Origin of the sequence: Ollibium composti, from assembly GCF_004801285.1 — a bacterium.
GTDB lineage: Bacteria > Pseudomonadota > Alphaproteobacteria > Rhizobiales > Rhizobiaceae > Mesorhizobium > Mesorhizobium composti.
Window position 1 is genome coordinate 613,387 of record NZ_SSNY01000001.1, and the last position, 27,000, is coordinate 640,386.

General features: G+C 63.0%; 28 protein-coding genes, 1 tRNA gene and 1 pseudogene. 3 read left to right on the plus strand and 27 right to left on the minus strand.

Going from position 1 to position 27,000, the window contains the following annotated elements; all coding sequences use genetic code 11:
* Positions 1 to 57 precede the first annotated feature (57 nt).
* From E6C48_RS02910 to E6C48_RS02980, 15 genes are all read right to left on the minus strand, one after another.
* Positions 58 to 1,137, minus strand: coding sequence for a rolling circle replication-associated protein (locus tag E6C48_RS02910; RefSeq protein ID WP_136353787.1), 1,080 nt, complete (start codon positions 1,135 to 1,137; stop codon positions 58 to 60).
* A 99-nt stretch (positions 1,138 to 1,236) separates the two neighbouring features.
* Complete coding sequence (locus E6C48_RS02915) at positions 1,237 to 1,794, minus strand: M15 family metallopeptidase (RefSeq protein ID WP_136353789.1); 558 nt, start codon at positions 1,792 to 1,794, stop codon at positions 1,237 to 1,239.
* Positions 1,772 to 2,377: a hypothetical protein gene (locus E6C48_RS02920; RefSeq protein ID WP_136353791.1), complete on the minus strand. Its 606-nt coding sequence runs from the start codon at positions 2,375 to 2,377 to the stop codon at positions 1,772 to 1,774. The genes E6C48_RS02915 and E6C48_RS02920 overlap by 23 nt, the downstream gene beginning before the upstream one ends.
* A 68-nt stretch (positions 2,378 to 2,445) precedes the next feature.
* A complete protein-coding gene (locus tag E6C48_RS02925) occupies positions 2,446 to 4,113 on the minus strand; it encodes a major capsid protein (RefSeq protein WP_136353793.1) in 1,668 nt (555 codons plus the stop codon).
* Positions 4,114 to 4,189: 76 nt separating this feature from the next.
* Positions 4,190 to 5,056 (minus strand): hypothetical protein, encoded by an 867-nt coding sequence (locus tag E6C48_RS02930; RefSeq protein ID WP_136353795.1) that lies wholly within the window; start codon positions 5,054 to 5,056, stop codon positions 4,190 to 4,192.
* A 45-nt stretch (positions 5,057 to 5,101) separates the two neighbouring features.
* Positions 5,102 to 5,293, minus strand: a complete 192-nt coding sequence (locus tag E6C48_RS02935; RefSeq protein WP_136353797.1) for a hypothetical protein — start codon at positions 5,291 to 5,293, stop codon at positions 5,102 to 5,104.
* A gap of 194 nt (positions 5,294 to 5,487) precedes the next feature.
* Positions 5,488 to 5,958: a YbaK/EbsC family protein gene (locus tag E6C48_RS02940; RefSeq protein WP_136353800.1), complete on the minus strand. Its 471-nt coding sequence runs from the start codon at positions 5,956 to 5,958 to the stop codon at positions 5,488 to 5,490.
* Positions 5,959 to 5,973: 15 nt separating this feature from the next.
* Positions 5,974 to 6,801, minus strand: a complete 828-nt coding sequence (locus E6C48_RS02945) for an MBL fold metallo-hydrolase (protein ID WP_136353802.1) — start codon at positions 6,799 to 6,801, stop codon at positions 5,974 to 5,976.
* Between the two features lie 2 nt (positions 6,802 to 6,803).
* Complete coding sequence (locus E6C48_RS02950; RefSeq protein WP_136354013.1) at positions 6,804 to 7,613, minus strand: TatD family hydrolase; 810 nt, start codon at positions 7,611 to 7,613, stop codon at positions 6,804 to 6,806.
* Complete coding sequence (gene metG / locus E6C48_RS02955) at positions 7,613 to 9,166, minus strand: methionine--tRNA ligase (protein ID WP_136353804.1); 1,554 nt, start codon at positions 9,164 to 9,166, stop codon at positions 7,613 to 7,615. Before metG ends, E6C48_RS02950 begins: the two co-directional genes overlap by 1 nt.
* Before the next feature lie 81 nt (positions 9,167 to 9,247).
* The gene (locus E6C48_RS02960) at positions 9,248 to 10,321 is read right to left on the minus strand and encodes a DNA polymerase III subunit delta' (RefSeq protein WP_136353806.1); all 1,074 of its coding nucleotides are present in this window, start codon (positions 10,319 to 10,321) and stop codon (positions 9,248 to 9,250) included.
* Positions 10,318 to 10,986, minus strand: coding sequence for a dTMP kinase (tmk, locus tag E6C48_RS02965; protein ID WP_136353808.1), 669 nt, complete (start codon positions 10,984 to 10,986; stop codon positions 10,318 to 10,320). Before tmk ends, E6C48_RS02960 begins: the two co-directional genes overlap by 4 nt.
* Positions 10,987 to 11,046: 60 nt before the next feature.
* Positions 11,047 to 12,213 (minus strand): D-alanyl-D-alanine carboxypeptidase family protein, encoded by a 1,167-nt coding sequence (locus tag E6C48_RS02970; RefSeq protein ID WP_136353810.1) that lies wholly within the window; start codon positions 12,211 to 12,213, stop codon positions 11,047 to 11,049.
* Positions 12,214 to 12,322: 109 nt separating this feature from the next.
* The gene (locus E6C48_RS02975; protein WP_136353812.1) at positions 12,323 to 13,540 is read right to left on the minus strand and encodes a septal ring lytic transglycosylase RlpA family protein; all 1,218 of its coding nucleotides are present in this window, start codon (positions 13,538 to 13,540) and stop codon (positions 12,323 to 12,325) included.
* Positions 13,541 to 13,784: 244 nt separating this feature from the next.
* Positions 13,785 to 13,859, minus strand: a tRNA-Lys gene (locus E6C48_RS02980).
* Between the two features lie 334 nt (positions 13,860 to 14,193).
* On the opposite strand from E6C48_RS02980, the gene E6C48_RS02985 reads away from it, so the two are divergent.
* Entirely contained in the window at positions 14,194 to 14,664 is a 471-nt protein-coding gene (locus tag E6C48_RS02985; protein ID WP_136353814.1) for a BA14K family protein, read from the plus strand.
* A gap of 267 nt (positions 14,665 to 14,931) precedes the next feature.
* Here the strand turns inward: E6C48_RS02985 and E6C48_RS02990 are convergent, their stop codons facing one another.
* From E6C48_RS02990 to tgt, 9 genes are all read right to left on the minus strand, one after another.
* Positions 14,932 to 15,699 (minus strand): DeoR/GlpR family DNA-binding transcription regulator, encoded by a 768-nt coding sequence (locus tag E6C48_RS02990; protein ID WP_136353816.1) that lies wholly within the window; start codon positions 15,697 to 15,699, stop codon positions 14,932 to 14,934.
* Positions 15,700 to 15,822: 123 nt separating this feature from the next.
* Complete coding sequence (locus E6C48_RS02995; RefSeq protein WP_136353818.1) at positions 15,823 to 17,235, minus strand: pyridoxal phosphate-dependent decarboxylase family protein; 1,413 nt, start codon at positions 17,233 to 17,235, stop codon at positions 15,823 to 15,825.
* Positions 17,236 to 17,337: 102 nt separating this feature from the next.
* Positions 17,338 to 18,069 carry a proteasome-type protease gene (locus E6C48_RS03000; RefSeq protein WP_136353820.1) on the minus strand — a complete coding sequence of 244 codons (732 nt, stop codon included), beginning with the start codon at positions 18,067 to 18,069 and terminating at the stop codon, positions 17,338 to 17,340.
* A 31-nt stretch (positions 18,070 to 18,100) separates the two neighbouring features.
* Positions 18,101 to 18,895, minus strand: a complete 795-nt coding sequence (locus E6C48_RS03005) for a transglutaminase family protein (protein ID WP_136353822.1) — start codon at positions 18,893 to 18,895, stop codon at positions 18,101 to 18,103.
* Position 18,896: 1 nt separating this feature from the next.
* Positions 18,897 to 19,838: an alpha-E domain-containing protein gene (locus E6C48_RS03010; protein ID WP_136354015.1), complete on the minus strand. Its 942-nt coding sequence runs from the start codon at positions 19,836 to 19,838 to the stop codon at positions 18,897 to 18,899.
* A gap of 174 nt (positions 19,839 to 20,012) precedes the next feature.
* Positions 20,013 to 21,425, minus strand: coding sequence for a circularly permuted type 2 ATP-grasp protein (locus E6C48_RS03015; RefSeq protein WP_168734424.1), 1,413 nt, complete (start codon positions 21,423 to 21,425; stop codon positions 20,013 to 20,015).
* A 169-nt stretch (positions 21,426 to 21,594) separates the two neighbouring features.
* On the minus strand, positions 21,595 to 21,831 hold the full coding sequence (locus tag E6C48_RS03020) for an Lrp/AsnC ligand binding domain-containing protein (RefSeq protein WP_136353824.1): 237 nt from the start codon (positions 21,829 to 21,831) through the stop codon (positions 21,595 to 21,597).
* Positions 21,832 to 21,929: 98 nt separating this feature from the next.
* Complete coding sequence (locus tag E6C48_RS03025; protein WP_136353826.1) at positions 21,930 to 22,334, minus strand: DoxX family protein; 405 nt, start codon at positions 22,332 to 22,334, stop codon at positions 21,930 to 21,932.
* 104 nt (positions 22,335 to 22,438) lie between these two features.
* Positions 22,439 to 23,572 carry a tRNA guanosine(34) transglycosylase Tgt gene (gene tgt, locus E6C48_RS03030; RefSeq protein ID WP_136353828.1) on the minus strand — a complete coding sequence of 378 codons (1,134 nt, stop codon included), beginning with the start codon at positions 23,570 to 23,572 and terminating at the stop codon, positions 22,439 to 22,441.
* Positions 23,573 to 23,708: 136 nt separating this feature from the next.
* Between tgt and E6C48_RS03035 the strand changes: the two genes are divergently transcribed.
* A complete protein-coding gene (locus E6C48_RS03035; protein ID WP_136353830.1) occupies positions 23,709 to 24,104 on the plus strand; it encodes a GFA family protein in 396 nt (131 codons plus the stop codon).
* Here the strand turns inward: E6C48_RS03035 and queA are convergent.
* On the minus strand, positions 24,092 to 25,195 hold the full coding sequence (gene queA / locus E6C48_RS03040) for a tRNA preQ1(34) S-adenosylmethionine ribosyltransferase-isomerase QueA (RefSeq protein WP_136353833.1): 1,104 nt from the start codon (positions 25,193 to 25,195) through the stop codon (positions 24,092 to 24,094). The genes E6C48_RS03035 and queA overlap by 13 nt on opposite strands.
* A gap of 145 nt (positions 25,196 to 25,340) precedes the next feature.
* Between queA and E6C48_RS03045 the strand changes: the two genes are divergently transcribed.
* Positions 25,341 to 25,994: a dihydrofolate reductase family protein gene (locus tag E6C48_RS03045; RefSeq protein ID WP_136353835.1), complete on the plus strand. Its 654-nt coding sequence runs from the start codon at positions 25,341 to 25,343 to the stop codon at positions 25,992 to 25,994.
* Positions 25,995 to 26,004: 10 nt separating this feature from the next.
* Here the strand turns inward: E6C48_RS03045 and E6C48_RS03050 are convergent.
* Positions 26,005 to 26,453: pseudogene (locus tag E6C48_RS03050) on the minus strand (DMT family transporter).
* A gap of 19 nt (positions 26,454 to 26,472) precedes the next feature.
* Positions 26,473 to 26,988 (minus strand): peptidylprolyl isomerase, encoded by a 516-nt coding sequence (locus tag E6C48_RS03055; protein WP_136353837.1) that lies wholly within the window; start codon positions 26,986 to 26,988, stop codon positions 26,473 to 26,475.
* Between the last annotated feature and the right edge of the window lie 12 nt (positions 26,989 to 27,000).

Sequence of the window (27,000 nt, forward strand, 5' to 3'; positions counted from 1 at the left end):
CCAGACGTTTCTTAGACGGGCTCTTGAGAGAAGGGGCGGACCATGCCAGCGGTGAGGCTACTCGCCCCGGCTCATTGCGAGATACCGGCCTTTTTGAATGAGGGCCGCTTGAGCGTCCCGCTGCCTTTGTTTCATGGCGTCGGGCCTTACTTTTTCGTGCCATCCTAGGTCACCTCCCGTATCGTATGAGAACCACAGTCGGACGCCATCAACGTCCGACCAATAACAATTGACGTACTCGTCAAAGAACGGCTCCGTTCCGCCCGGAGGAGGAGCCCAAGGGACCGGCACGCGGGCGAGCCCCGCGAATTGTGGAAGCGTGACGCTTTCCACATAGCGTTCAAGGCCCTTGTTCAGCCAATGCCAGATGACGGGCGATTGCGGCGGCTCATCATTATATCGAGCCCGCCATGCTTCAACGAAGTACCGGCAGAAATTATCAGCCGTCTTGCCGCTCATCATGAACTGTATTGGCTTAGACGCCTCCCGGAACACCTTTACCGTTTTGCCCCTTGTCCCGTTTGGGACACGGCGCACATCAGAGAACGAGTAAAACAAATCTTGCGGTGCCAAGCCCGCATCGACGTACCTTTCCGCCAGATCGCGGAAATAGGCGTCTCCGAGGGGAGGCTTTTTCGAAGGCATCGGGCCGAAGCCCTGTCGGGCGTCGTCGCCCATGTCCTTTTGCAGATACTTGCAGGCGTAGCGGATCGCCTCCGGCGACACCTTGTCCCAATAGGACCAGCCGTGCGGCCAGTGCTTTTCCTTAAAGTTCTCACGGAGAACATGGTCGGGGACGTCGCCTTGCCAGTACAGCACGATATGCCAGTGCGCACGGCCCTTTTTCGAGCCATACTCGCCCACGACGAAGTAGCGCACCGGATATCCATCGACGCGCAGGTACTTGAGGTACTTCTGCACGTCGGAATAGGTCAAAACCGCCGCCCTGATATGGTCGATACCGCCAATCGTCAGGTCTTCACCGTAGGTCAGCGTCACAACATGCGCCGCCGTGGCAGTTTTTCCCTCGGCAATGTTTCGACCGACCCAATCATCAACCTTGCGTTCCAAACATTGCCAGCATTTGCGACAGGCCACGAAACCAACGTCAGGGACTTTGCTTGGATTGATGCACATGGTTTTCGCGTCCTGTCACTAAATGCACATTGGACCAAGAGATGAGTGCTTGGCTGGCGAGAAAACTACTAGAGATTTTCTCGCCAGCCGGGGAGGGCGCTACTTGCGCCCATCCCAGTCCTCGCCGTCCGCATAGGCGGCGCGGATCGCCCGCCAATGCGTCAACTCCCAATGGGCCGGGTCATAGAACTCCCAGTCACCGCCCCATGTGATTTGCAAGCCGGATTGCGCGGCCACCTCCTTTCCGAGGTGGCCGATAATCGCCCACTGCCTAGGCGTCAGAGCCCACGCTTTGGTGCCATGGACCAAGTCCACAGCCGCGCCATAGTTATGAGGGCTTTGCCCCGCGCGGGCCTTGCTATGGCCCGCACGGAACGCGGCGTTCTGGTCCGCAGACGTGCGGATGACCGTATGTGCCCAGAGAGGGATACCGAGCTTGAACGCGCGCTTTATTAGCCTTCGCTCAAATTCGAGAATATCCGGCTGCGCACCCGTCCGGTCTGCACGGCCTTGCTGGACCCCGTACGCTTCGGAGAAGCAGAACGAGCGGTCTATCATCCCGCGCAGCTCATCGGCGTAGGCGCTGCCCCCAAGCCCCGGAACAACGTCCGGGGCAGGGGGCGACGTGTCGAAGTCAGCTTGCCGCAGGTTCGCCATCGTCCGAGCCTCCGGGCTCCGGTGCGGGTCCGGGTTCGCCTGCGACCGGTGCTGATACTTCTCCCGAACCAGCGCTTGCAGGCGCTCCCGTAGTGTCGGTGACGACTGTTTCGGCTGCACGTGCTGCTTCCTCCTCCGCACGGCGGCGCTGATAGGCCGCCTCGATTTCAGCGGACTGCTGCGCCAGCCGCCGTTCCATGTTCTGGTTCATGAGGAACATCATTTCTTCGAGTTCCGGGTTGCGGTGGCGGCGCTGCGCAATCTTCGTGAAGATCACAGGGTCAACCACCTCCGCATAGGCCGGTTCGGTCTCCGCAGACTGGTAATAGACCTCGCCAACATCGGGTTCGGGGTAGACCGCATGGACCCCGGCAATCGAATATTCGATTGTCTCCCGGCCGGGCCCGGCGACCGCCAGCAGCCGCGGCCCATCGCCATTTTCAAGATAAAGCCGGGTCTTGTTTTCCAGCAGAAGGTTCAGGCGAACTCGCCGTTCACCATCGCCACCCGGCTTGTCGAAGTTAATCACTTCGCCGCTGTTCAAAAGCGTCCACCGAACAACGCTATCCATCTTGATCGTCATTTCATGACCTTTAAGGTTGCCCGCTAGCGCCTCCGCTAGCGGGTCAGTTGAACGAGAGAGGGGAGGGGTCAGGCCTTTTCGACGCGCTCTTGCGGAGCGACGGCCAGAACCTTTTCATAATCGTCGGTCGCCTCGACCAGATGACCGCCGAACACCGTGTTGCCTTCGATGAACACGTCGCCCTGGGTGACCACTTCGAACGGGTCTTGATTGGTCACGACAAACGGCTTCGTGTGCATCGTGGTGCACAGGTAGAAATCCGTCGACAGGGTAGGGTTCTGGGTCTCGACCGCCCAAATACGCTGGCGATCCTCATCAAAGCCCGCATCGACTTCGGGACGGTAGAACCGCCCGCCGACGCGCGGAGCGTCGATGTTCCAGCGAGCGTTCAGCGGCTCATAGCCGAACGTCGCGTCCGGTGCATCGTGGTCAACGTCGATACGACTATTCTTGACCACATCGACCTTTTCAGGATCGAGCGTATCGCGGAGATATTGCGGGAGCTGGTCCACCGACGTTGTGACCAGATACGGATCTTCCTGCCGCTCAAAAAGCTGATCGGGAGTAATCTCCGCAACCACCATGACGATGCCGCCCGTTCCGATACGCGGGGTCTGGATCGACATATCAACGAACGTCGCGCCGTTGACCACGCTTTCGGTCAGATTGCCAGCGTCAGAGGCGTAGCGTTTCGCCATGCCAAAGATCGTTGTCTTGTCGGCAAGCAGCATAGGCTGGGTCAGCGCCTGCTCCGGAATGGAAATACCATCCATCAGCAGATTGATGATCCAGTCATCATGCTGATTGTACTGCTGACGCAAACGGGCGAAGGCCTGTGTCTTGCGGGCAAGCTCGATATTGGACAGGGACACGGTAATACCGTTGTCCTGTAGCTCCGCCCAGATATCAGGCACGCCCTGCGCAGCGGCCCTTATGGCGACCGTCGACAGCCCCGTACCCGGCGCGTCTCCGTAACCGGATACCGCATAGCCAGCGGGATATGTTTCATACACGCCGCCGCCGCCGCTCTCGCGGCCGCCCATACCGGTTGACACCGGCTGCGCAGCGCCGGTCAGCGCAAGGCCTTTCACCGGCATCTTCGAGTTGACGACGTTAAGCGGGACCTCGCCGTCAATCACCGCCTGATCGAAGTCAGGGACGATATGACGGAACTGTTCATGGGTCCAGAACGCCGGAGCCAGCGACGATTCGTAGATTTCCCGCAGCGCCAAATCGGGCGACCGGTTTTTGGCCCGAAAGTTCCAGATTGTATTGTACGCCTCGGCATACGCAGCGTTGACTACCTGCCCATCGCGAACATGCAGGCCCAAATGCCTATAGACCGGGCGACTGCCAGCACCACCCGCCATAGGCCCGACCGAAAAGAACGGCACGACCGCCGCACCCTCAACCGGCGGCTTGCCCTCATATGAGCGGTTCAACTGATCCATCGACCCATTGAACCTTTCGAACGCGAGATTCGGGACCAGATAGGCCATGACGCGGACGTTCACCGCGTTCATGAGCACTTCCGCCGTTTCCATCATTTCGAAGGAGAAGCGGAGCCGACCGGACCGAATGCCGTCCTCTCGCAGAAGCGGGAAGGCGGCTATCGGCACCATCTTGCCAGCGGGGAGCGACGTGATACCGCGCGCCGACTGTCTGCGCATCGTGCGCGGCGTCCGCAACGGCTGTGTGTTCATACGCGCGTTGCTTATCGAGTTCGGAGCTTTCATTTCTTGCTTCCTTTCTTGAAGCGTTTCAACAACTTACGAAGTTTCGCGCGGCGGCGCGCACATGCGCCGCAGCGGCTCATTGGAAAACCGGATTGGTTTTGTAGGGCTTGCCCCAATTCGGGGTCACAAGCGGCGGAGGGGCGGGGCGAGGGCCATTCGGACCCCACTTTTTCGCCCAAGCGGCCTCATTTGCCGTGCGATTGGCCGACAGATTGGCCGCAATATCGCGAGCGCCAGTGTACAGACCGTATATCCATTGCAGCGGCTCCGCATCGCCGTAACGCTGCTCCAACGCGTCCGCATCGCGAACATTCGGGTCAACCACCCATGACTCCCATGGATTGGTGACCGTAGGGTCTTCGATCTTCGGAACACGCGGATTACCCGCCGACGCCGACAAGGCAGCAGGCTTGCCGGACGAACGCCGCTCCACTGCCCCGGCTTCATAGGTCGGGACGTTGAACGACCGTCGCGAGTAGCCTTCAGTTGAAGCGTTCAGGTTGCGGATTTGCGCTTGCACAAGCTGGTAGCTCGACTCCCGCGCCGCATCCGCGTACGGGTCGAAGTTTCCCAGCCAGTTTGCACCCGCCGACGACAAGCTTTCGCCGATATAGGCACCGGCTCCCGCCGTTGCCTGTTCAGCCACCGCTTGCTTGACAGGCGCTTGGCGGGAGAGGGGGGCGAAACCCGCAGCAGCGTTGTAGTTCGCCCCGCCGCCATTGCGCAGCGCAGTCAGCGGGTTGAAGCCCGCTTTCTCCGCATCCTCGACCAGATGCGAATAGACTTGGCGAGAATACGCCCGAGCCTCCGCCCGGTCTTCCAAGTCCCACGCGCGTTGCTGCGCAGCCGCTTCCTTGCTGTAAGCGTACTGCTGCTCAGCGGCAGCACGATCATTTTCAGCCTGCTGCTGCGCCTGCTTTTTCTTAGCGCTGGACGACAGCACACCGCCGATAATGGACGCGCCGATACCGAGTAGGGCGCCGATGAACTAGGCGCCCTCCCGTTTGTTCGCGCTGGAGAACAGCAAGTCCCACGCGACCAGAGACGCGGCGATCAGCGCATCGGTAATCTGATGGACCACAGGCCCGTCCACACCGCGCGCAATCAGCCAGACGGCCAATGCCGTTCCGGCTCTTTCAACCAGAGGTCGAACAATTGACCTGACCAACAACCCTTTCATATCTGCTCCTTTCGTGTCGCTTTCGACACTAAGTCGCAGAATTTCCTTTGCTATCTGACCTGTGGACCAATCAAGATTGGTACAAAAGTCGCATAAGATAGATTATGGAACTAAAGGATGGCCGAAACTGCTGGGGGTAGCGCCATCTTGCTGGTTGGTCGACTCGCCAACCGGCATTTCGCCGACGCTATTGCCTATGCGCTCAGATCCGCCACCGTGGCGCGTGCCGCCGCGATGAGCGCGCTTGGCTCGGCTGCGAAGACGGCGTCGTGCGCGCCGGCCGCAGCCCACACGATATCGAAAGCCAGCAGCGACTTGTCGGCGAAGACCGGGATCGCGATGAGATGGCCAAGCGGCGAAACGCCGCCGATGGCAAAGCCCGTCTCGTCACGGATGTGACGCGGATCGGCGCGTTTCAGCGGCTCGCCGGCCAATTCCGCAGCCTTGGCCAGATCGAGTTGGTTGCTGCCGGAGACCAGAAACAGGAAGAGCTTGCCGCTCGTTTCGCCCTGGAACACCAGCGATTTGACGATCTGGGCGACCGTGCAGCCGCATTGCGTAGCCGCTTCCTCGGCCGTGCGTGTCGAAGCGCCCATGCGCCGAACCTCGATGGCGAGCCCGGCATCGGCGGCCGCCTGCGTCACGCGTTCGATGCTTCCAGCCATGAAGTTTCTCGTCCTTCACTCTGATTCATAAGGGATTTCGATTGTCATGCCGTCATAGGCCGGTTCTACCTCGCTCGGCGTTTCCGCCATGACGGTCGCGTAGTCCAGCGGAACGTGCATGTGGGTCAGGACGGCTCGTTTCGGTGCCAGCCTGCCGATCCACTCCAGCGCTTCGCCGAGTGAGAAATGACTGGGATGCGGCTTATATTGCAGCGCATCGATCACCAGCACGTCGATCTCCGTCAGGCGCGGGGCGGTCGCGTCGGGAAAGGCGCTGACATCAGGACAGTAGGCCAGATTACCGATGCGGAAGCCGAGCGAGACGATGTCACCGTGGACCTGCGGCAGCGGCTCGAAGGTGAGGGGACCGCCCTCTCCTTCTATTGTCAGCAGCCGGTCGTGCTCGATCGTATGGGCCAGCAGGATCGGCGGATAGGAACTGCCCGGCGGCGTCTCGAAGCAATAGCCGAAGCCTTCGCGCAGCCGCGCCAGCGTCGGCCTGTCGGCATGGATATCCATCATCCTGCGCTGCTCCAGCACGAAGCTGCGCAGGTCGTCGATGCCGTGGATATGGTCGGCGTGCGGATGCGTGTAGATGACAGCATCGATGCGATCGACTTCGGCCATCAGCATCTGCTGGCGGAAATCCGGGCCGGTGTCGATGACGACGCGCGTGGTGCCGGTTGCCGAGACGCGCTCGGCCATCGCAGCGCAGCGCATGCGCCGGTTCTTCGGATTGGCCGGATCGCAATTACCCCAGTCGCCGGTGATGCGCGGCGTGCCGGGCGAGGAGCCGCAGCCAAGAATCGTCAGGCGCAGGCGATCTCTACCTTGGGCGACCATGCTCAGGCGCCCTGCCCGCCCGGTCCGGATATGGGCGGCTTCGGCATTTTTGAGAACAGCCGGAAGAAATTCTCCGTGGTGATCCGGGCGATCTCGTCGGCCGTGACGCCGATCGTCTCGGCCAGCACCTTCGCCGTTTCCACCACGAAGGATGGTTCGTTGCGCTGACCGCGATGCGGCACCGGCGCAAGGTAAGGCGCATCCGTCTCGACCAGCAGGCGGTCGCGCGGAACCTGCGTCGCGATGGCGCGCAGCCCGGCGGAATTCTTGAAGGTCAGGATACCGGAAAAGGAAACGTAGCCGCCCAGCGCCACGCCCACTTCGGCAAGCCGCCGCCCTGAGGAAAAGCAATGCAGGATGAAGGGGAAAGCCCCCTTCCCCGTTTCCTCCTCGAGGATGGCGGCGACGTCGTCGTCGGCGCTGCGCGCATGGATGACCAGCGGCAAGCCCGTCTCGCGAGCGGCAGCGATGTGGGTGCGGAAGCCGGCCGCTTGTGCGGCGCGCGGCGCGTGGTCGTAATGATAGTCCAGGCCAACCTCGCCGATGGCGACGACCTTCGGGTGCGCGGAGAGCCGCACAAGATCCTCGGCCGTGACGTCGAGTTCCTCGGCGGCGTTGTGCGGATGAGTGCCGACGGAGCAATAGACTACGTCGTAAGTGTCCGTGATTTCAAGGAGTTGTGAAAATCGCTTCACGCGCGTCGAGATCGTTACCATGCGCCCGACACCAGCGGCGAGGGCGCGGGCGACGATCGCCGCCCGCTCCTCGGCAAAGTCCGGAAAGTCGAGATGGCAATGGCTGTCGACCAGCATCACGCGCTCGCTTCCGGCTGCTCGACGTAACGCGGGAAAACCGGCTGCGGCGTCGGCAGAGCCGTTCCGGCAGTCAGGGCGTGGCCGGCTGCGACATGCTCGAACTGGCGCCTGCCGGCCGGCACCGCCAGCAGGTCGAGCAGCCTTTCCGCCGATCCGGGAATGTAGGGCTGGCAAAGGATCGCCACCCGCCGGATCGTCTCGGCCGTCGTCCACAGCACCGTTTCCATGCGCGCCGGGTCGGTCTTCTTCAGCGCCCACGGTTCCTGCGCGGCGAAATAGCGGTTGGCCTCCGCGACGACGCCGAAGATGGCCGCCAGCGCGTGATGGATGCCCTGCTCCGCCATCGCCTCTCGCGCCGTGGCCAGCGCCGCCTCGGCCTGCGTCAGGATCGCCTTGTCGGCGTCGGCGAACTCGCCCTGTTTCGGCACGACACCGCCGCAGTTCTTGGCGATCATCGACAGCGAGCGCTGCGCCAGGTTGCCGAGGTCGTTGGCGAGGTCGGCATTGGTGCGGTTGACGATCGCTTCATGGCTGTAGCTGCCGTCCTGGCCGAACGGCACCTCGCGCAGGAAGAAATAGCGCACCTGGTCGAGCCCGTAATGCTCGACCATGGTGAACGGGTCGATGACGTTGCCGAGCGACTTCGACATCTTCTCGCCGCGGTTGAACAGGAAGCCATGGCCGAAGACGCGCTTCGGCAATTCGATGCCGGCCGACATCAGGAACGCTGGCCAGTAGATGGCGTGGAAGCGCACGATATCCTTGCCGATGATGTGGGCGTCCGCTGGCCAGAAACGCCATTTGTCAGCGTTTTCATCCGGATATCCGGCGGCCGTGATGTAATTCGTGAGGGCGTCGACCCACACATACATCACATGCTTTTCGTCGCCCGGCACCGGCACGCCCCAGTCGAAGGTGGTGCGCGATATCGACAGATCCTTCAGGCCGGCCTTGACGAAGCTGACGACCTCGTTGCGGCGCTCGGATGGGCCGATGAAATCCGGCTGGCTGTCGTAGAGGGCCAGAAGTCTGTCCTGATAGGCCGAAAGGCGGAAGAAATAGCTCTCCTCCTCCACCCACTCCACCGGCGTGCCCTGTGGCCCGTAGCGCACGTTGTCGGCGCGGACTTCCGTTTCCTCCTCGCCGTAATAGGCTTCGTCGCGCACGGAATACCAGCCGGCATAGCCGCCCTTGTAGATGTCGCCGTTGTCCGCCATGGCCTTCCAGATCGCCTGCGAGGCGGCGTAGTGGCGCTTTTCCGTGGTGCGGATGAAGTCGTCGTTGGACGAGTTCAGGGCTTTCGCCATACGCTGGAACTCGGCGGCGTTGCGGTCGGCCAGTTCGCGCGCCGAAATGCCTTCCTTGCGCGCGGTCTGGAGCATCTTGATGCCGTGCTCGTCGGTACCGGTAAGGAAGAAGACGTCCTTGCCGTCGAGACGCTGGAAGCGGGCCAGCGCGTCGGTCGCGATCAGCTCGTAGGCATGACCGATATGCGGCTTGCCGTTGGGATAGGAAATGGCCGTGGTGATGTAGAAGGTTTCGCGGGACATGGAGGGGCCGTCATGAATGCCTGAATGAAGTTGAGCGTGAAGTATCGCATCGGGACGGCGATTGCCATCCCGACGGAAGCGTCACATTCGCCCCGAGAAATCCGGGCGCATTACGGAATTCAGGCGGTCGATCATGCCGAGTGCGTGCTGCTTCTTGTCGAGGTTGTATGTCTCGGTTTCAGATATGGCATTTGCCGCGTCGTGCCAAGCGTCGGACAGCGATTTCGCCAGGCCGAGGTCGCCCGCTATGGCAGCTTCGCTCGCTTTCTCCGACAACAGGTCGAGGACGCGGCGGTTGAAGATGTCGAACTGGATCGCCTGATCGCGGCCGGCGACGGCATCCGCCAATCGGTGTGCGCCGGCGATATCAGGCCGTTTCGCTCCCGTCAGCGCGTCCAGAGCCTGCGCGATCTCCAGTCCGCCATATTGCGTGAGCAGGATGGCGGCACGCGCACTACCCCCTGCCCGCTCGGCGAGTGTTGTGCGAGCGGCCGGATCGTCCGGCGGCGGCGCCTCGGTGGCCTCCAGCACGGACAGCAGGTCGCCCTCCCCGAGCGGACCGAGCCGCACCATCTGGCAGCGCGAGCGGATCGTCGGCAACAGGCTGCCCGGCGCATGGACGATCAGGATGAACACCGTGCGTGCAGGCGGTTCTTCAAGATTCTTTAGCAACGCATTGGCAGCATTGGTATTCATGTCGTCTGCCGGATCGACGATCACGACCCGGTAGCCGCCGTCGTGCGAAGTCAGCGACAGGAACTGGCCGACCTTGCGTATCTCGTCGACGGCGACGACGGTCTTGAAACGCTTGCTCCGCTCGTCGAACGGCCGGGTCAGATGCAGCACTGAAGGGTGAGCGCCGCTGGCGATCTGTCGGAACAGTGAGGAGGCCGGGTCGGGTGACGCCAGCTCGGCTGGCGCCTCCGCTGCCTTCGGATATTTCAGAAGATGGTGCGCCAGATGGAAGGCCAGCGTCGCCTTGCCGATGCCCGGCGGTCCGGCGAGGATCAGCGCATGCGGCAGCTTGCCGGCACGATAGGCCTGGGCCAGCATCGCTGTGACGGCGGCGTGGCCGACCAGACGCGGGTTCTCGGCCGGCTCGGGAACGCCGTCCAGCGTGTCGTGCTGCTGCGGGGCTAGGCGTTCGAAAATCATGCCGGCGCCGCCTGCCGGGCGGGCAGTCTTGCGGCCAGTGCGGCGAACACGCTGTCGGTGATAGCGTCCTCGACGGCGTCCGCGCTCGCGGCCGCATCGATCACCCTGCAGCGTTCGGGCTCCGCTTTCGCGATGGCCAGGAAAGCCTCGCGACGGCGTTCGTGGATGGACAGCGTTTCCTTCTCGAACCGGTCCGGCCCGTCGGCCGCCGCACGCCGGGCATTGGCGCGGCGCAATCCCTCCGCCGCATCAAGGTCGAGGATCAGCGTCAGGTCCGGCACCATGCCATTGATCGCTACGGCCTCCAGCTCCTGCATGAAGGCCGGGTCCAGTCCGCCGGTCACGCCCTGGTAGACACGCGAGGAATCCATGAAGCGGTCGCACAACACGTTGGCGCCGCGCTCCACCGCGGGCCGAATGACCTGCTCGACATGATCGGAGCGGGCGGCGGCGAACAGCAGCGCCTCCATCTTCGGGCCGAACGGCTCTGCCGCACCCGAAAGCAGGACATGCCGCACGGCCTCGGCGCCGGGCGAGCCGCCGGGTTCGCGGGTAACCACCACGTCATATTTCTTGGCGCGGAGCTTGCGCGCAAGCCGCTGGATCTGCGTCGACTTGCCGGCTCCCTCCCCGCCTTCGAACGTGATGAAGAATCCCTTGGCCACTGGCGGTTCCCGTATCTCGCGAACGCCGTCATAGTCTCGGTGCGCCGAAAAATCCACGCTTCAACGCAGCCAGCCGATGGCCAGTTCCTCGACGGCATCGAGTGCGCGCCGGGGCAGCGAGCCGACGCCTACGGATTCGGCCGCATAGAGCGGCGTTTCCTGGCTGAGCGTGTCGCCGATCCACACCTTGAGTGCGCCGACCGGCTGGCCTTCCTCCACCGGTGCCGGCAGCGGCCCGTTGTAGACGATGCGCGCCGTCAGTCGGTCGCGGTTGGTGATCGGCAAGAAGATATCCACCGGCCCCTTGGCTTTCAGCGCCACGCCGGACTTTTCGCCGCCGAAGACCTCGGCCTCGCCGACGATCTCGTCCCTGGCGAATATTTCCGACTTCTGGAAAGAACGCAGGCCCCATTCCAGCAGCTTGCGCGCTTCCTCGGCCCGCTCGCGGTCGTTGGCCAACCCGCTCATGGCCGCGATCACCCGCTTGCCGTCCTTGGCGATCGAACCGACGATGCCGAAACCGTTCTCCTCGCTGGCGCCGACGGCCAGTCCGTCACCGCCGATGTCCGTGGCGAGCAGCGGATTGCGGTTCAACTGCCTGATCTTGTTCCAGGTGAACTCCTTCTGGCCGAAATAACGGTAGAAGTCGGGGTAGTCCCGCCACAGTCGCAGCGCCAGGTTCGTAAGGTCCTTTACCGTCGTCTTCTGGCCGTCTGCCGGCAGGCCGGTGGCGTTGACGAAGGTCGACGCGGTCAGGCCGATCTGGCGCGCGCGCTCGGTCATCTGCAGGGCAAAGTTCGCCTCCGAGCCTGCCATGCCCTCGGCGATGATGATGCAGCCGTCATTGGCGGCCTGCACCGCCACGCCCTGGATGAGGTTTTCCAGCCGGATCGCCGACTTGAGCGCGGCAAACATGGTCGAGGTGCCGGACGGCGCGCCGCCGGTGCGCCAGGCGTGCTCTGAAACGACGAAGGTGTCGTCCAGCTTCAGCCGCCCGGACTTGATGGCGTTGAAGGTCACTTCCATGGTCATCAGCTTGGCAAGCGAGGCGGGCTGGATCGATGCGTCCGCATCCTTGGAGAAGAGCACGGTGCCGGTGTCGGCGTCGATCATGTAGGCCTGCGTCGCCTTCGTCTCGAAAAGCTGCGCGGCGGCCGGAGATATGCCGAAAGCCCACAGGACGAGGCTGAAAGCCGCAAAGAGCGGCAGGAAGCGGCGAAACATCATAGGAGATGCCCTGTTGGGCCGGATATGCGGCGTGCCCGGCAAAGCTATCAGGCTTGTCGGCGCCGGATCAACCGTCCGGCTCATCGCCGGCCGGCGACGCAAACGCCTGTCAGCCGCGAACGGCCAGCGCGTCCGGCGCACCGTGTGACCATGCCGCGCTCAGCATATCGTCCAGGCTACCCTGCCCGTTCGGATAGAGATTGACGGAGTACCAGTCGTCGCCATCGAGAGTGGTGCGCTCGACTTCCACTTTGCCGTAAGCGCCGAGGCGCGCGGCGACCGAGCGGGCTTCATCGGCATTCCGGTAGGAGCCGGCGGCGATGTAATCAGCCGAAGCACCGGCACCGGGATTGAGCCGCTTCCAGGCCTGTTCCACGTCGCTGGACGTCATTCCCGAATCTAGAGCGGCGAAAGCCTGCGCCGCCTGGTTGACCCGCTCGTCGGCATAGGACAGCGACGCGACGGAGAACGGAATCTGTGACGGCATCTCCGCATCGGGCCGCGACGGCACGATGGGGCCGAAATCGGGCAGAGACGGGAAGCCGGACAGTTGCGCGTCGGCGGTCATCACTGGTTGCATAGTCGGAACCGGCGCGGAATCCCGCAACTGACCCGGGAATGGCACCGCCGCCGCATTCACCGGCTGGCTGGGCGACGAACCGTTCATGGCGATCATCACGCCTGTCGGCAGGCCGACGGACGGATCGGGGGCCCGATTGCCGGGGTGATAGGAGGCCACGAGATATTGCTCGTCATGCGCCGCCAGCGGCGCGCGGCCGACATACTCGACCTTAACCTTGGCGGTACCGACGTTGGAATAGCCCAGCATATCCGCAGCTCGTTTCGACAAATCGATCAGCCGGCCGTCGTGGAAAGGACCGCGGTCATTAACCCGTACGATCACGGAACTGCCGTTACCAAGATTGGTGACGCGGGCATAGCTGGGCAGCGGCATGGTTGGATGGGCGGCGGTGATGTCGGCGACGTTGTAGACCTCGCCGTTGGCGGTCAGCCGGCCGTGGAAGGCATCGCCATACCAGGAGGCCGTGCCTACCTTGGCGTATTTCTTGTCTTCCTTCGGGTAATACCACTTGCCCCGGACCTGGTAGGGCTTGCCCAGCTGGTCGCGCCCGACCAGCTTGCGGTTGCCGACATAGGGGCTCGCCTTCACGCCGTAATCGGTTTCGGAGAAGTATTCCTTGGAGCGCTTCTTGTGCACCATCGCCTTGGGCTCGGGCGTGGCGCAGGCGGCGAGCATCCCGGCCGCCGCGGCCAGTACCAGATAAGTCGACGCACGGCGAAGGGGCTTGCGCGCCTTGGTCTGCATGTTGGAATTGTCCCCTGCCATTCCCTGTTGGCCGCCGCATGGACGTCAGCCGAGCCTTAACGATCGCGTCACAAGGAGGTCGATGCCCACTCCGCTCCTTGTGCGCAGGAATTGTTTATCACGCTATTAACCGATTGTGGCGGGAAACCGGCAAGATTATGGCCCGGAGCGCCGGTCGCAGCGATGGCAAATCTCAGTACAATTGATACGGGTCTTGTACGGGATACAATCAAGACTGTTGCGATGGTGAGCCGGGAGGGGATCGAACCCTCGACCACATGATTAAAAGTCACGTGCTCTACCGCTGAGCTACCGGCCCGTTCCTGCAAGACTTCGGGCGATCCCCGATCGCAAAAAGATGCCTGAACCTTTGCGCATCACCGCCCGGGCGGGCCGCCGTGCCGCGCTTTCGCAAGGGAAAAACCGCCCGCGAAATTGCGGCGGAACATAGGGAGAGTGCCATGGCGGGTCAATCGAAAAAGCGCCGTTCCATCAAGGCACGAATCCGCCCCGCAACTTTGCTCCAGCGTCGCTGCGTCAGCCTGGCGGAAGGCCGCTCGACGTGGAGGCGCCAGCCGGAGCAACCGGAACAATAAGATCGTTGGATCGTTTCGTGACCAAAGGGACATCCATCAAGCCCTCAGGAGAAGACGATGAACAAATTCGTATCGGGTCTTTTGGCGACCACTCTGGTAGCCAGCTTCGCCGTCGCGTCGATGGCCCCTGCCGCTGCCGTTCCCCTTCCCGCACAGATGCAGGGTGCTACGCCTTCGGCTTCGGACGTGGTGAAGGTCGACTCCGCTGACTATGTCTGGCGCAGGCATCATAACAGGCATTGGCGTGGCGACCGCGGCCGCACTCATTACTGGCGCGGCCATCGCGGCTACGATCGCTGGCGTCCCGGCTATCGCCGTCATGGCGACTTCTGGTTCCCCCTCGCGGCGTTCGCGACCGGCGCCATCATCAGCGGTGCCATTGCCAATGACCGGCCGCCCCCGCGCGTCTACCGCGGCGACAGCGCGCATGTGCGCTGGTGCTATGATCGCTATCGCTCCTATCGTGCGTATGACAATACCTTCCAGCCCTATCATGGGCCGCGCCAGCAGTGTGTGTCGCCTTATTGAGGCGATAGCATAGCATGTAGTGAAGCCCGCGCTGTAGCGCGGGCTTTTTCGCGCCGGTGGGGATCAGCGTCGCTGAGCGTACGTCTCACCGCGTCATGCCGCCGCCGATGACGAAGATTCGGGGATCGGCGACTCGCCCACCTTTGCCTCCCGCGATTTCGTATCGCAGCCTTTCCGGCCACCTCGAAACCTAAAGGGAATTATTTCGAGCTTATAACGAATATCAAACGAAATCGTGAACCTCGGTGCCTGCGACCGCAAATGCCGTCAGGAATGCGAGGTTTCGATCAGATTCACCTCGGCCTCCTGACAGACTTTGCGAACCGAGGCAATGCTGCAGGTGTCGGTGATGAAGGTGTTGACTTGGCTGAGATGGCCGATGCGTACTGGCGCCGTCCGTTCGAACTTCGTCTGGTCGGCGACCAGGATGACGTGGCGTGTGTTGGCGATGATCGCCTGCGCCACTTTCACTTCGCGAAAGTCGAAATCGAGCAGCGCGCCGTCATGGTCGATAGCCGAGGCGCCGATGACGGCATAATCGACCTTGAACTGCTTGATGAAGTCGACCGCCGCCTCGCCGACGATGCCGCCGTCCGACCCGCGAACGACGCCGCCGGCGATCACCACCTCTATCGAAGGATAGACGCGCATCCTGTTGGCAACATTGATGTTGTTGGTGATGACCATAAGGCCGCTGTGGTCCAGAAGCGCCTTGCTTACAGCTTCCGTCGTGGTGCCGATGTTGATGAACAGCGAGGCGTTGTCGGGGATCAGCCGTGCGGCGGCGCGGCCGATCGCCTCCTTCTCGTCGGCGGCGATCTTGCGGCGCGCTTCGTACTCGACATTTTCGATGCCGGAAGGAAACAGTGCGCCGCCGTGAATGCGGGTAAGCTGCCGTTGTTCGCACAGGTCGTTGAGGTCCTTGCGGATCGTCTGCGGCGTCACCGAAAAATGCGCCGCCAGTTCTTCCACCAATACCCGGCCGTTGTCCTTGGCCATCTGGACGATCTCGGCATGGCGCGGCGGCAGATACATTGAATCCCTCCCGTTTTCGTTTTCCGGATTCATAGTTGAAAACGAAAGCATTGGGAAGGCTTGAGACGGCTGTTGGAAAGCGCTGCCGACGAGGAAAACCTTGTCGCTGCATGGTGTCGCGGTTCAGGCGGTACGCCGGGCGATTTCGGTGATGACGTCGAACGCTCCCGCCACGTCGGCCTCCGTCGCTTCGAACTGGCCGGCCTGGAAGCGGATGGCGACGCGCCCCTCGACTTTTGTCTGGGTAAGGTAGATGCGGCCGTCGTCGTTGATGGCATTGACGAGTGAGAGGTTGTGAGCGTCACTATCCGCCTCAGCCGGTGTGCGATGGCGGAAGGAAAACAGCGACAGCATCGGTTCGGTGACGATCTCGAAATCCGGCTCGCGCGCCAGGCGAGCGGCGAGCGCCTCGCTCCAGGCGACATGGTTGCGGATCATCTGCCTGAGATTTTCCAGCCCGTGCGCGCGCAGCAGGAACCACAGTTTCAGCGCCCGGAAGCGGCGGCCGAGCGGCACCGACCATTCGGAATAGTTGACGATGCCGTCATGACCGTGCGTCTTCAGATAGTCGGGCTTGATCGCCAGCGTTCGCACATGGCTTGCGGGATCGCGCAGGAACTGGATCGAGCAGTCGAACTGCGCGCCGAGCCACTTGTGCGGGTTGAAGACGATGGAATCGGCCCGCTCAATGCCGGTCCAGAAATGCCGGAATTCCGGGCAGATCATCGCCGAACCGGCCCAGGCGGCGTCGACATGCAGGTAGAGCCCGTGGCGTCGCGCCACCTCGGCGGTTGCCGCGATGTCGTCGGTTCCCCCGGTGCTGGTGCCGCCGACGCAGGCGACGATGCCCGCCGGCAGCAGGCCGGCGGCGCGGTCGGCGGCAATGGCCGCTTCCAGCGCTTGCGTGTCCATCGCCCGCCAGCGCCCCTTGGTGGGAATGCGGACCAGATTGGCCTCGCCGATGCCGGCCACCCATATGGCGCGGTCGATCGAGGTGTGCACCTGATCGGAAGCATAGATCCGAACCGCCGGCTGGCCGGCCAACCCCTTGCCGTTGCCCTGCCAGTCGAGCGCCTTCTCACGCATGGTCAGCACGGCGGCGAGCGTCGCGGAGGATGCCGAATCCTGGATGACGCCGGCAAAGCCTTCAGGCAGCCCAAGCGCCTGTCGCATCCAGTCGACCGTGCGCGTCTCCAGTTCGGTCGCCGCCGGCGAGGTTTGCCACAGCATGCACTGGGCCGCCATAGCTGAGACCAGATATTCGGCAACCACCGAGACGGGGGCGGCATTGGCCGGGAAATAGGCGAAGAAGCGCGGGTGCTGCCAATGCGTCATGCCCGGCACGATCTTCTCTTCGAAATCGGCGAAGATCGCTTCCATCGGCTGCGGATGCTCGGGCGGCGAGGCTTCGATGCTGTCGAAAATCGCGCCGGGATTCATCGGTGGGCGCACCGGCCGGTCACGCAGGGAGGCACGATAGGCGGCGCCCCATTCGGCCGCGCGCAACGACCAGTCATGAAATTCCTTGCCGTCCATCGCCGTCCTCCGCCTGGATCGCCATGTCCGCCGGCTCGGCGGCAACGCTATATAATTAACACATAAATTATCGTCGAGCTAACTGCCAACGAAGGCATACGCTCAGCCGGGGAAATCCGGCAATTGCTGGAAAGCCGCCTTGAGCGCCTTCGACCAGCCGTCGGATATCGTGCGGTAATAGGGATCGTCCTGCCCGATGCGCTGCTGCAACTCGATCTTGAAGCTGTCGCGTGCATAGAACAGAAGATCGAGGGGAAGGCCGACGGAAAGGTTGGATTTGAGCGTCGAATCGAAGGACACCAGCATCAGCTTGACCGCCTCGGCAACGGTCATTTCGCGATCGTAAGCGCGGATGATGATGGGCTTGCCGTATTTTGTCTCGCCGATCTGGAAGAAAGGGGTGTCTTCGGTCGATTCGATGAAATTGCCTTCCGGATAGATCATGAACAGGCGCGGCTCGCTGCCTTTGATCTGGCCGCCGAGAACGAAGGACGCATTGAAATAGGAATCCGCCTTCTCGCCGACGGGCGCCGCCGAGGCGATCACCTCCTTCACCGTGTCGCCGACGAGACGCGCCGTCTGGTACATCGACGGCGTTTCCAACACAGTCTGGTGACGCTCGGAAATCGCCTTGCAGCGCTCGTCGAGCAGGCTGACCACCGCTTGCGTCGTTGCCAGGTTGCCCGCCGACATCAGCACGATCACCCGCTCGCCCGGCTGCTCCCAGACATGCATCTTTCGGAAGGTGGAGATCGAATCCATGCCGGCGTTGGTGCGCGTGTCCGACATGAACACGAGGCCACGGTCGATCTTCAATCCGACGCAATAGGTCATCGAATCCCTCTTGGCATCCTTCGGTGGGGGATTACTGCTCTACGGTGATCGTGACCGCAAGCTGTTCCTGAGCCTGCCCGAGACGGATGCCGGAAACGGGCATGGCATCACGATAGTCGAGACCTGTCGCCACCCGTACATAGCGCTCGTCGGGCGAAATGCCATTGGCGGCGTCGAAAGCGACCCAGCCCAGCCCTTGGACATGCGCCTCGGCCCAGGCATGGCTCGCCGCCTGGACGGTGGTGCCGTCCATCATCAGGTAGCCGCTGACGTAGCGCGCGGGAACTCCCATCGTCCGCGCGGCCGAGACGAAGACGTGGCTGTGATCCTGACACACCCCTGCCCCGAGCTTCAGCGCTTCCTCGGCCGAGGTCTCTGTGCTGGTGGTTCCGGACGTATACCGCACGCGGGCGCCGACCGTCGTCATCAGGGCGTGCAGCCGATCGAGTTCGGACCCGTCCGGCAGGGAGGAAACGAGATCGCGGACCCCCTCGCCTGCCGTGGTCAGCGGTGTCTCGCGGCGGAACAGCCAGAGCGGCGCGAAGCCACGGTGCGGGCCGACCACGCCGGCCTTGTCGTGGGTGTCGACTTCGCCACCGACTTCGATGGCGATGGTGTGCGGCGTGCCCTCGACGCTGAGCAGCCTGGTATCGTTGCCGAAATGGTCCTGGAAACGCAGTTCCTCGCCCGCCCCGTAGATACTCAAGCTCCATGACTTCACGGTCTGGGTCGGTCCGTCTGCCGGAACGAGGCGCAACCTTTGCAGGGCATAGGCCAGCGGCGCGTCGTAGCTGTACTCGGTACGGTGGGTGATCCTCAGCTGCATGCTAGTAGAACCGGTAGTCGAGGGCGATCTGATCGCCGAGCCGCGTGTTCTCGCGGATGAAGCCCGTCAGAAATTCGTGCAGGCCGGCGTCGAAGATGTCCTTGATGGATCCGACCTTGAGCATCTTGTGGATACACTCGGCGGTGTCGTGACAGGCATGGCGGGCGCTGTAGTCGCGGGCGAGGAAATCGAGATGCTCGATGACGAAGCGGTAGCAGAAGGTGAGCGAGCGGGGCATGCGCGCGTTGAGGATGAGATAGTCGGCTATGTTGGTGGGCTTGTATTCGGCCTCGTAGACCCAGCGATAGGAACGATGCGCCGAGACCGAGCGCAGGATGGACTCCCACTGATAGTTGTCGAGCGTCGAGCCGACCCAGGAGATCGACGGCAACAGCACGTAGTATTTGACGTCGAGGATGCGGGCGGTGTTGTCGGCGCGCTCGACATAGGTGCCGAGCTGCGAGAAGTCGAAGATTTCGTTGCGCAGCATGGTGCCATAGAAGGCACCGCGGATCAGCGCCGTCTCGCGCTTGATGGCGTCGAGCACGGTCGGCAGGTCGCGCTCGTCGATCGGCTTGGCCAGCATGCGCTTCAGCGCCATCCAGGCTTCATTGATCGATTCCCATGTCTCGCGCGTCAGTGCCGTTCGCACCATGCGGGCGTTGAAACGGGCCGTCTCGATCGAGGCCATGACGCTTGAGGGATTCGACGTGTCGCGAAGCAGGAAATCGGAAACGTTGGCTGCCGAATGCTCCTGGTACTTCTGGCCGTAAGCGACATCGGAACCGGCGCTGATGACGACGGAGGCCCATTCCTCGGCTGCCCCCTGCGTGCGGGTCAGCGCCATGCGCAGCCCTGCATCCACAAGCCGCGCCATGTTCTCGGCCCGCTCGATATAGCGGTTCATCCAGTAAAGACCGTTGGCGTTGCGGCCGAGAAGCATGGTCAGTTCGCTCTGCCAAGGAGGGCGGTAGGGCAGTACGGCAATAGGGCAGTAGGACAAGAAAATACCGATTGAAGAAGCGGCCACGGACTGCCTTCCCCTGCGGTTTGCAGCGCTACTTTCCTCCGCTTTTCGAAGAGACCCATTGCCATACTGCCCTACTGCCTTACTGCCCTAATCATCCAGCACCCACGTATCCTTCGTTCCTCCGCCTTGCGACGAGTTCACGACCAGCGAGCCTTCCTTCAGCGCAACTCTCGTGAGGCCGCCCGGCACGATCTGGATGCGGTCGGACACCAGTACGTAGGGGCGTAGATCGACATGGCGGGGCGCCAGGCCCTTTTCGGTCAGGATCGGGCAGGTCGACAGCGCCAGCGTCGGCTGGGCGATGTAGTTGGAGGGCTTTGCCTTGAGTTTCTCGGTGAAGGCCTCGCATTCCTTCTTCGACGCGGCCGGGCCGACCAGCATGCCGTAGCCGCCGGAACCGTGCACCTCCTTCACCACCAGTTCGGCGATGTGTTCCAGCACGTATTTCAAGCTGTCCGGCTCCGAGCAGCGCCAGGTCGGGATGTTGCCGAGGATCGCCTTGCGGCCAGTGTAGAACTCGACGATCTCGGGCATGTAGGAATAGATCGCCTTGTCGTCGGCGATGCCCGTGCCCGGCGCATTGGCGATGGTGATGTTGCCTGCGCGGTAGACGTCCATGATGCCGGGGATACCCAGCGCCGAATCCGGCCGGAAAGTGAGCGGATCGAGGAAAGCATCGTCGACGCGGCGGTAGAGCACGTCGATCTGCTTGAACCCTTCCGTGGTCCGCATGGCGACGTGACCGTCGACGACGCGCAGGTCCGGTCCCTCGACAAGCTGGACACCCATCTGGTCAGCGAGAAAAGCGTGCTCGAAATAGGCGGAGTTGTAGCTGCCGGGCGTCAGCACCGCGACGGTAGGAGTGCCGCTCGTGCTTTCCGGCTTCACCGCCGCCAGCGAGCGGCGCAGCAATGCCGGATAGTTCTCAACCGGCCGCACCTTGATCTTCTGGAACAGCTCGGGGAAGAGCTGCATCATCGTCTCGCGGTTCTCCAGCATGTAGGAAACGCCGGAGGGGGTGCGGGCATTGTCCTCAAGCACGAAGAAATCGTTCTCGCCAGTGCGCACGATGTCGACGCCGATGATGTGGGTGTAGACACCGGCCGGTGGCCGCACTCCGATCATCTCCGGCAGGAACGCCTCGTTACCGGCTATCAGTTCCTTCGGTATGCGCCCTGCCCTGAGGATCTCCTGGCGATGATAGATGTCGTCAAGGAAGGCGTTGAGAGCCTGGACGCGCTGTTCGATGCCCTGCGTCAGCCGCCGCCACTCCTGGCCGGAAATGATGCGCGGCACGATATCGAAGGGAATCAGGCGCTCGGACGCTTCCTGTTCGCCGTAGACGGCGAAGGTGATGCCCGTCTTGCGGAAGACGCGCTCGGCATCCTGCGTCTTCTGGGTAAGTCTGGCGGGGTCCTGTTCTTTCAGCCAGCGATCGTAGGCCGTGTAAGGCCGCCTCGGTCCGGAAGATTCCGGAAGCATTTCGTCGAATGCTGCCAATCGCGCACTCCCCTCTTCTCCATTTGAAGGGCGGAAGTGCGGAAAAATCAAGCGTATTCGATGATTTGCCGGACAAGAATACCGGCGGCGGGCGTCTTGCCCAACCGGTGGGCGCAAAAGCCGGATCGCAGGCACGCCGTGCCCACGGAAACGGCAATCTGGCGCGCGGTCAGAAGGCGCGGAAGGTCACCGTCGTGAAGGTGTCCTTGATGCCGGGAATGACCTGCACCTTCTCGTTGACGAAGTGGCCGACGTCCTCATCGTCACTGATGTAGAACTTGGCCATCAGGTCGAAATTGCCGGCGGTCGAATAGATCTCGGAGGCGATCTCGGCATCTGCCAGCGCGCTGGCGACCTCGTAGGCCTTGCCGAGTTCGCATTTGAACTGCACGAAAAACGTCTTCATCGTCTCGCCTCGCTGGCTATCGGTGGTGCCTTGAACGCACCGCCGTCAGGCCTTGTGGCAGACAGGCGCCGGCCTTTCAAGCGCCAGTATCGGACGTTTCAGCTGGCCTGCCGGCGCGCGGCGTCGATACTCCACGATCCCGCGCCGGCGGCGACCAGATAGAGGAAGACGAAGCAGAACAGGATGGCGCTTTCGCCGCCGTTCTGGATCGGGTGGAAGCCCTGCGGCGCGTGCGCCATGAAGTAGGCGACTGCCATCATGCCCGACAGGATGAAAGCGACGGGGCGCGTGAAAAGGCCGATCACGAGGAGCGCGCCGCCGACAATTTCCAGCGTGCCGGCGAACCCCATCAGCGAAAACAGCTCGGGACTTGGCCTGCCGGAATCGGGAAAGCCGAACAGCTTCATCGTGCCGTGCGCCATGAACAGCAGGGCCGCCATGATGCGCAGCACCGACAGCAGCCGCGGCGCCCACACGGTGCCGAGTTGGTTTTCCGAAATCATTCGTCCTCGCTTTGCGTTGATGGTTCTGGATGCGTGATCGGGCATCTCGGTGATTTGATCACCGCAGGCAATTCACAAAGATGACGTTTAATATCAACTTTCTGTCAGGCAAGCGGCGGGATATCGCCGCGCGCCCAGCCCTCTGTGATTTCGGCGGCTCGCGCCGCAAAGTTTCGCGCCTCGATAGCGGCACGGATATCCTGCATGAGGCTCTGGTAATAAGCGAGATTGTTCCAGGTCAGCAGCATGGCGCCGAGCGCTTCCTGCGAACGTACGAGGTGGTGCAGGTAGGCGCGACTATAGTCCCGCGTCGCAGGGCAGGCGCTCTCCTCGTCCAGCGGGCGGTGGTCCTCGGCATGGCGGGCGTTGCGCAGGTTCACCTTGCCGCGCCGCGTATAGGCGAGGCCGTGCCGCCCTGCCCTCGTCGGCATCACGCAATCGAACATGTCGATGCCGCGGGCCACCGATTTCAGGATATCGTCCGGCGTGCCGACGCCCATCAGATAGCGCGGCTTGTCCGCCGGCAGTTCGGGACAGGTGATGTCGAGCATTTCCAACATCACCGCCTGCGGCTCGCCGACGGCAAGGCCGCCGACGGCGTAGCCCTTGAGGTCCATGGCGGCCAGCGCCTGCGCCGACCGTACGCGCAGCGCCGCATCGTCGCCGCCCTGCACGATGCCGAACATCGCCTTGCCGGGCTGGTCGCCGAAAGCCGCCTTGCAGCGTTCGGCCCAGCGCAGCGACATCTCCATGGCGCGCTCGATCTCCTTCCTTTCCGCTGGCAGCGCCACGCATTCGTCGAGCTGCATCTGGATATCGGAATCGAGCAGGCCCTGGATCTCGATGGAGCGTTCCGGCGTCAGTTCGTAGCGCACGCCATCGACATGCGAACGGAACGTGACACCGGTTTCGGTGAGCTTCCTGAGTTTCGACAGCGACATGACCTGGAAGCCGCCGGAATCCGTCAGAATCGGCCACGGCCAGCGGGCGAATTCGTGCAGGCCGCCCAGCCGCGCCACCCGCTCAGCGCCCGGTCGCAGCATCAGGTGATAGGTGTTGCCGAGGATGATGTCGGCGCCGACGCCGCGCACCTGCTCCATATACATGGCCTTGACGGTGCCGCCGGTGCCGACGGGCATGAAGGCCGGCGTGCGGATGGTGCCACGCGGCATGGAGATTTCACCGCGGCGGGCTTTGCCGTCGGTCGCGAGAACGGAAAACGTGAAGGACTGGCTCATGCCCTGCCCTTAGCGGCGATGGCGTTCCAAGACAATCGGGAGGCTGCGGACGCGCGGCATATCGCCATGGCTTGCCGGGCTAAGCCCGCCCGCATACGCTGCCGGCGTGTACGATCAAAGAACCGAGGATCGAGGCATGATCGAGGGTTCCTGCCACTGCGGCGCCGTGCGCTGGCGCTTCGAGGCGACGCCGGAAGGCGCGACGGCCTGCAACTGCACGGTCTGCCGCCGCTACGGCGTTCTGTGGATCTACGGTCACGAGGGCGAGGACGTCAGCGTGTTCGGCCCGACGAAAGCCTATGCGCGCGGCGAGAAGCACCTGGATTTCAATTTCTGTCCCGAATGCGGCTGCGTCGTTTCGTGGCGGGCGAACCGGACGGGCAAGAAAAGCGGCCGCCGTCGCATGGCGGTGAACGTCAGGCTGGCCGAACCGGAAGCGGTCGCCAATATTCCCATCGATCATTTCGACGGCCTGAATACCTTCGAGGACCTGCCGCGCGACGGCAAACGCGTCGCCGATTACTGGTTCTGAATGCCGGATGGCGCCGCGCTGTCGCTCCGGAACAGCAGGCTGGAATCGCCGTAGGAATAGAAACGGTAGCCGGTCTCGATGGCATGGCGGTAAGCCCCGCGCATCGTATCCAATCCCGAGAATGCCGATACCAGCATGAACAGTGTCGAGCGCGGCAGGTGGAAGTTGGTCATCAGCATGTCCGCCGTGCGGAACCGGTAGCCCGGCGTGATGAAGATATCCGTGGGGCCGGACCATGGGGCGATGCTGCCGTCTTCCCTTGCGGCGCTTTCCAGCAGGCGCAGCGAGGTGGTGCCGACGGCGACGATGCGCCCGCCCCTCGCTCGGGCCGCATTCAGCGCCGCCGCCGTTTCCGGCGACACGGTGCCGACCTCGGCATGCATCTTGTGGTCTGCGGTATCGTCGGCCTTGACCGGCAGGAAGGTGCCGGCGCCGACGTGCAAGGTGACGAAGCGCCGTTCGATGCCGGCGGCGTCCAGCGCGGCCATCAGGTCCGGCGTGAAATGCAGGCCGGCGGTAGGCGCCGCCACTGCCCCCTCCTCCCGCGCATAGACGGTCTGGTAGTCCTTCAGGTCGCGCGCGTCGTCGTCCCGCTTGGAAGCGATATAGGGCGGCAGCGGGATGTGGCCGACCGCGTGCAGCGCCTCGTCCAGGAATGCGCCGGAAAGGTCGAAGCCGAGCAGCGCCTCGCCGCCGTCATGCTTTTCCAGCACCGTGGCATCGAGTTGACCTAGGAAGCAGGAATTGCCGTCATGGCCGAAATGAATGCGGTCGCCGGCAGCGATGCGCTTGCCCGGCCGCATGAAGGCCAGCCATCGGTCCGGCGCGGTGCGCATGTGCAGCGTCGCCTCGACCTGGGCGACGTTGTCGCCACGCCAGCGAAGCCCGCGCAACTGCGCCGGGATGACCTTGGTGTCGTTGAACACCAGCACGTCACCGGCCCGCAGCAGCGAAGGAAGGTCGCGCACGGTGCGGTCCGCCAGCTTCTCGCCGGGCTTCACCACCAGAAGCCGCGCTGTGTCGCGCGGGTCGGCGGGGCGCAGGGCGATGCGGTCTTCGGCCAAGTCGAAATCGAACAGGTCCACTTTCATGGCTGCGGCATAGCCCGATCCACGTCCTCCCGCCACCGCCTTGTTGCCGCGCCATGTCAGGAGGCACCATCTAACTAATTGCAAAATGCAATCAGATCGATAGACTTCTGCTGCTTTCGAAAACGATCAGCCATGGGAGAGCGTTGTGGGTAAGGTACGCGTCGCCGGCTTCGGCGTTTCACTCGACGGCTTTTCAGCCGGAACCGACCAGAGCCTGGAATTCCCGCTCGGCAAGCGCGGGCCGGAAATTTTCCAGTGGTTCTTTCCCACCAGGACGTTCCGCGCCATGCACGCCGAACCGGGCGGTCCGGAAGGAACGGACGGCGTCGACAACGAATATGCCTTTCGCTCGATGGACGGCTTCGGTGCCTTCATCCTCGGCCGCAACATGTTCGGCCCGATCCGCGGCGAATGGCCGGACGATCAATGGAAAGGCTGGTGGGGCGACAACCCGCCCTACCACGCGCCGACCTTCGTCCTCACCCACTACCCGCGCGATCCGATCGTGATGGAAGGGGGAACGACGTTCTATTTCATCACCGACGGCATCAGATCGGCGCTCGAACAGGCCAAGGCGGCGGCTGGAACGCTGGACGTGAAGATCGGCGGCGGCGTCTCGACCGTGCGGCAGTATCTTGAGGAACGGCTTATCGACGAGATGCACCTTGCCGTCAGCCCGGTGCTGCTTGGCGAGGGCGAAAACCTGTTCGCCGGGCTGGACCTTCGCGCACTCGGCTATGCCGTCGCCTCGAAGGAAGCCACGGAAAACGCCACGCATGTCATGGTGACGAAGCAGTAGAACCAGCTTCTCAGGTAAACCGAACCAGCAGCGCGCCGGCGAGCAGCAGAACCGCCCCGGCGATGCGGCCGAGCGATATTTCCCGCACGGCAAAGCCGAGGAAGCCGATGCGGTCCAGCAGCATACCCGCATGAGCTGCCCGGCGACCAGGAAGGCCATCAGAGCTGCCGCGCCGAGGCGCGGGATCAGGATTGTCGAAAGGGTGACATAGAAGCCGTCCAGGACACCGCCGGCCACGAACAGCCACGGCGCCGGCGCCTTCCAGTCGAGCGAAATCCCTCCGGCGCGTGTCATGGCAACGGTGACGATGCCGAGGACCACGCTGCCGGAGAGGAAGGAGAAGAAGGCGGCTGCCACCGGCAGGCCGAGGCCGCGCGCCAACTGCGCGTTGATCGGCGCCTGAATGGCGATGAAGGCGCCCGACAGAATGCCGAGCAGCGACCAGACGAGCGCCATCATTGATTTTCCCGAACCGTGATCAGCCCGGGACGTCCGCCGCGACCTTCATCGACACGATCTTGTCGGGGTTCTTGACCGGCTCGCCGCGCTCGATCTTGTCGACATTCTCCATGCCTTCGATCACCTGGCCCCAGACCGTATACTGGCGGTTCAGGAAGGAGGCGTCGTCGAAGCAGATGAAGAACTGCGAATTGGCCGAGTTCGGGTTCTGTGCGCGCGCCATCGAGCAGGTGCCGCGGCCATGGTTGATGTTGGAGAATTCGGCCTTCAGGTCCGGCTTGTCGGATCCGCCCATGCCCGCGCGCGACGGCGCGAAAGACGGCTTGCTCGAATTGCCGAACTTGACGTCGCCGGTCTGCGCCATGAAGCCGTCGATGACGCGGTGGAACACGACGCCGTCATAGGCGCCCTCACGTGCCAGTTCCTTGATGCGGGCGACATGGCCCGGCGCCAGTTCCGGGAACATTTCGATGACGACCTTGCCCTTGGTCGTCTCCATGATGAGCGCGTTCTCGCGGTCCTTGATCTCAGCCATATGAAAATCCCT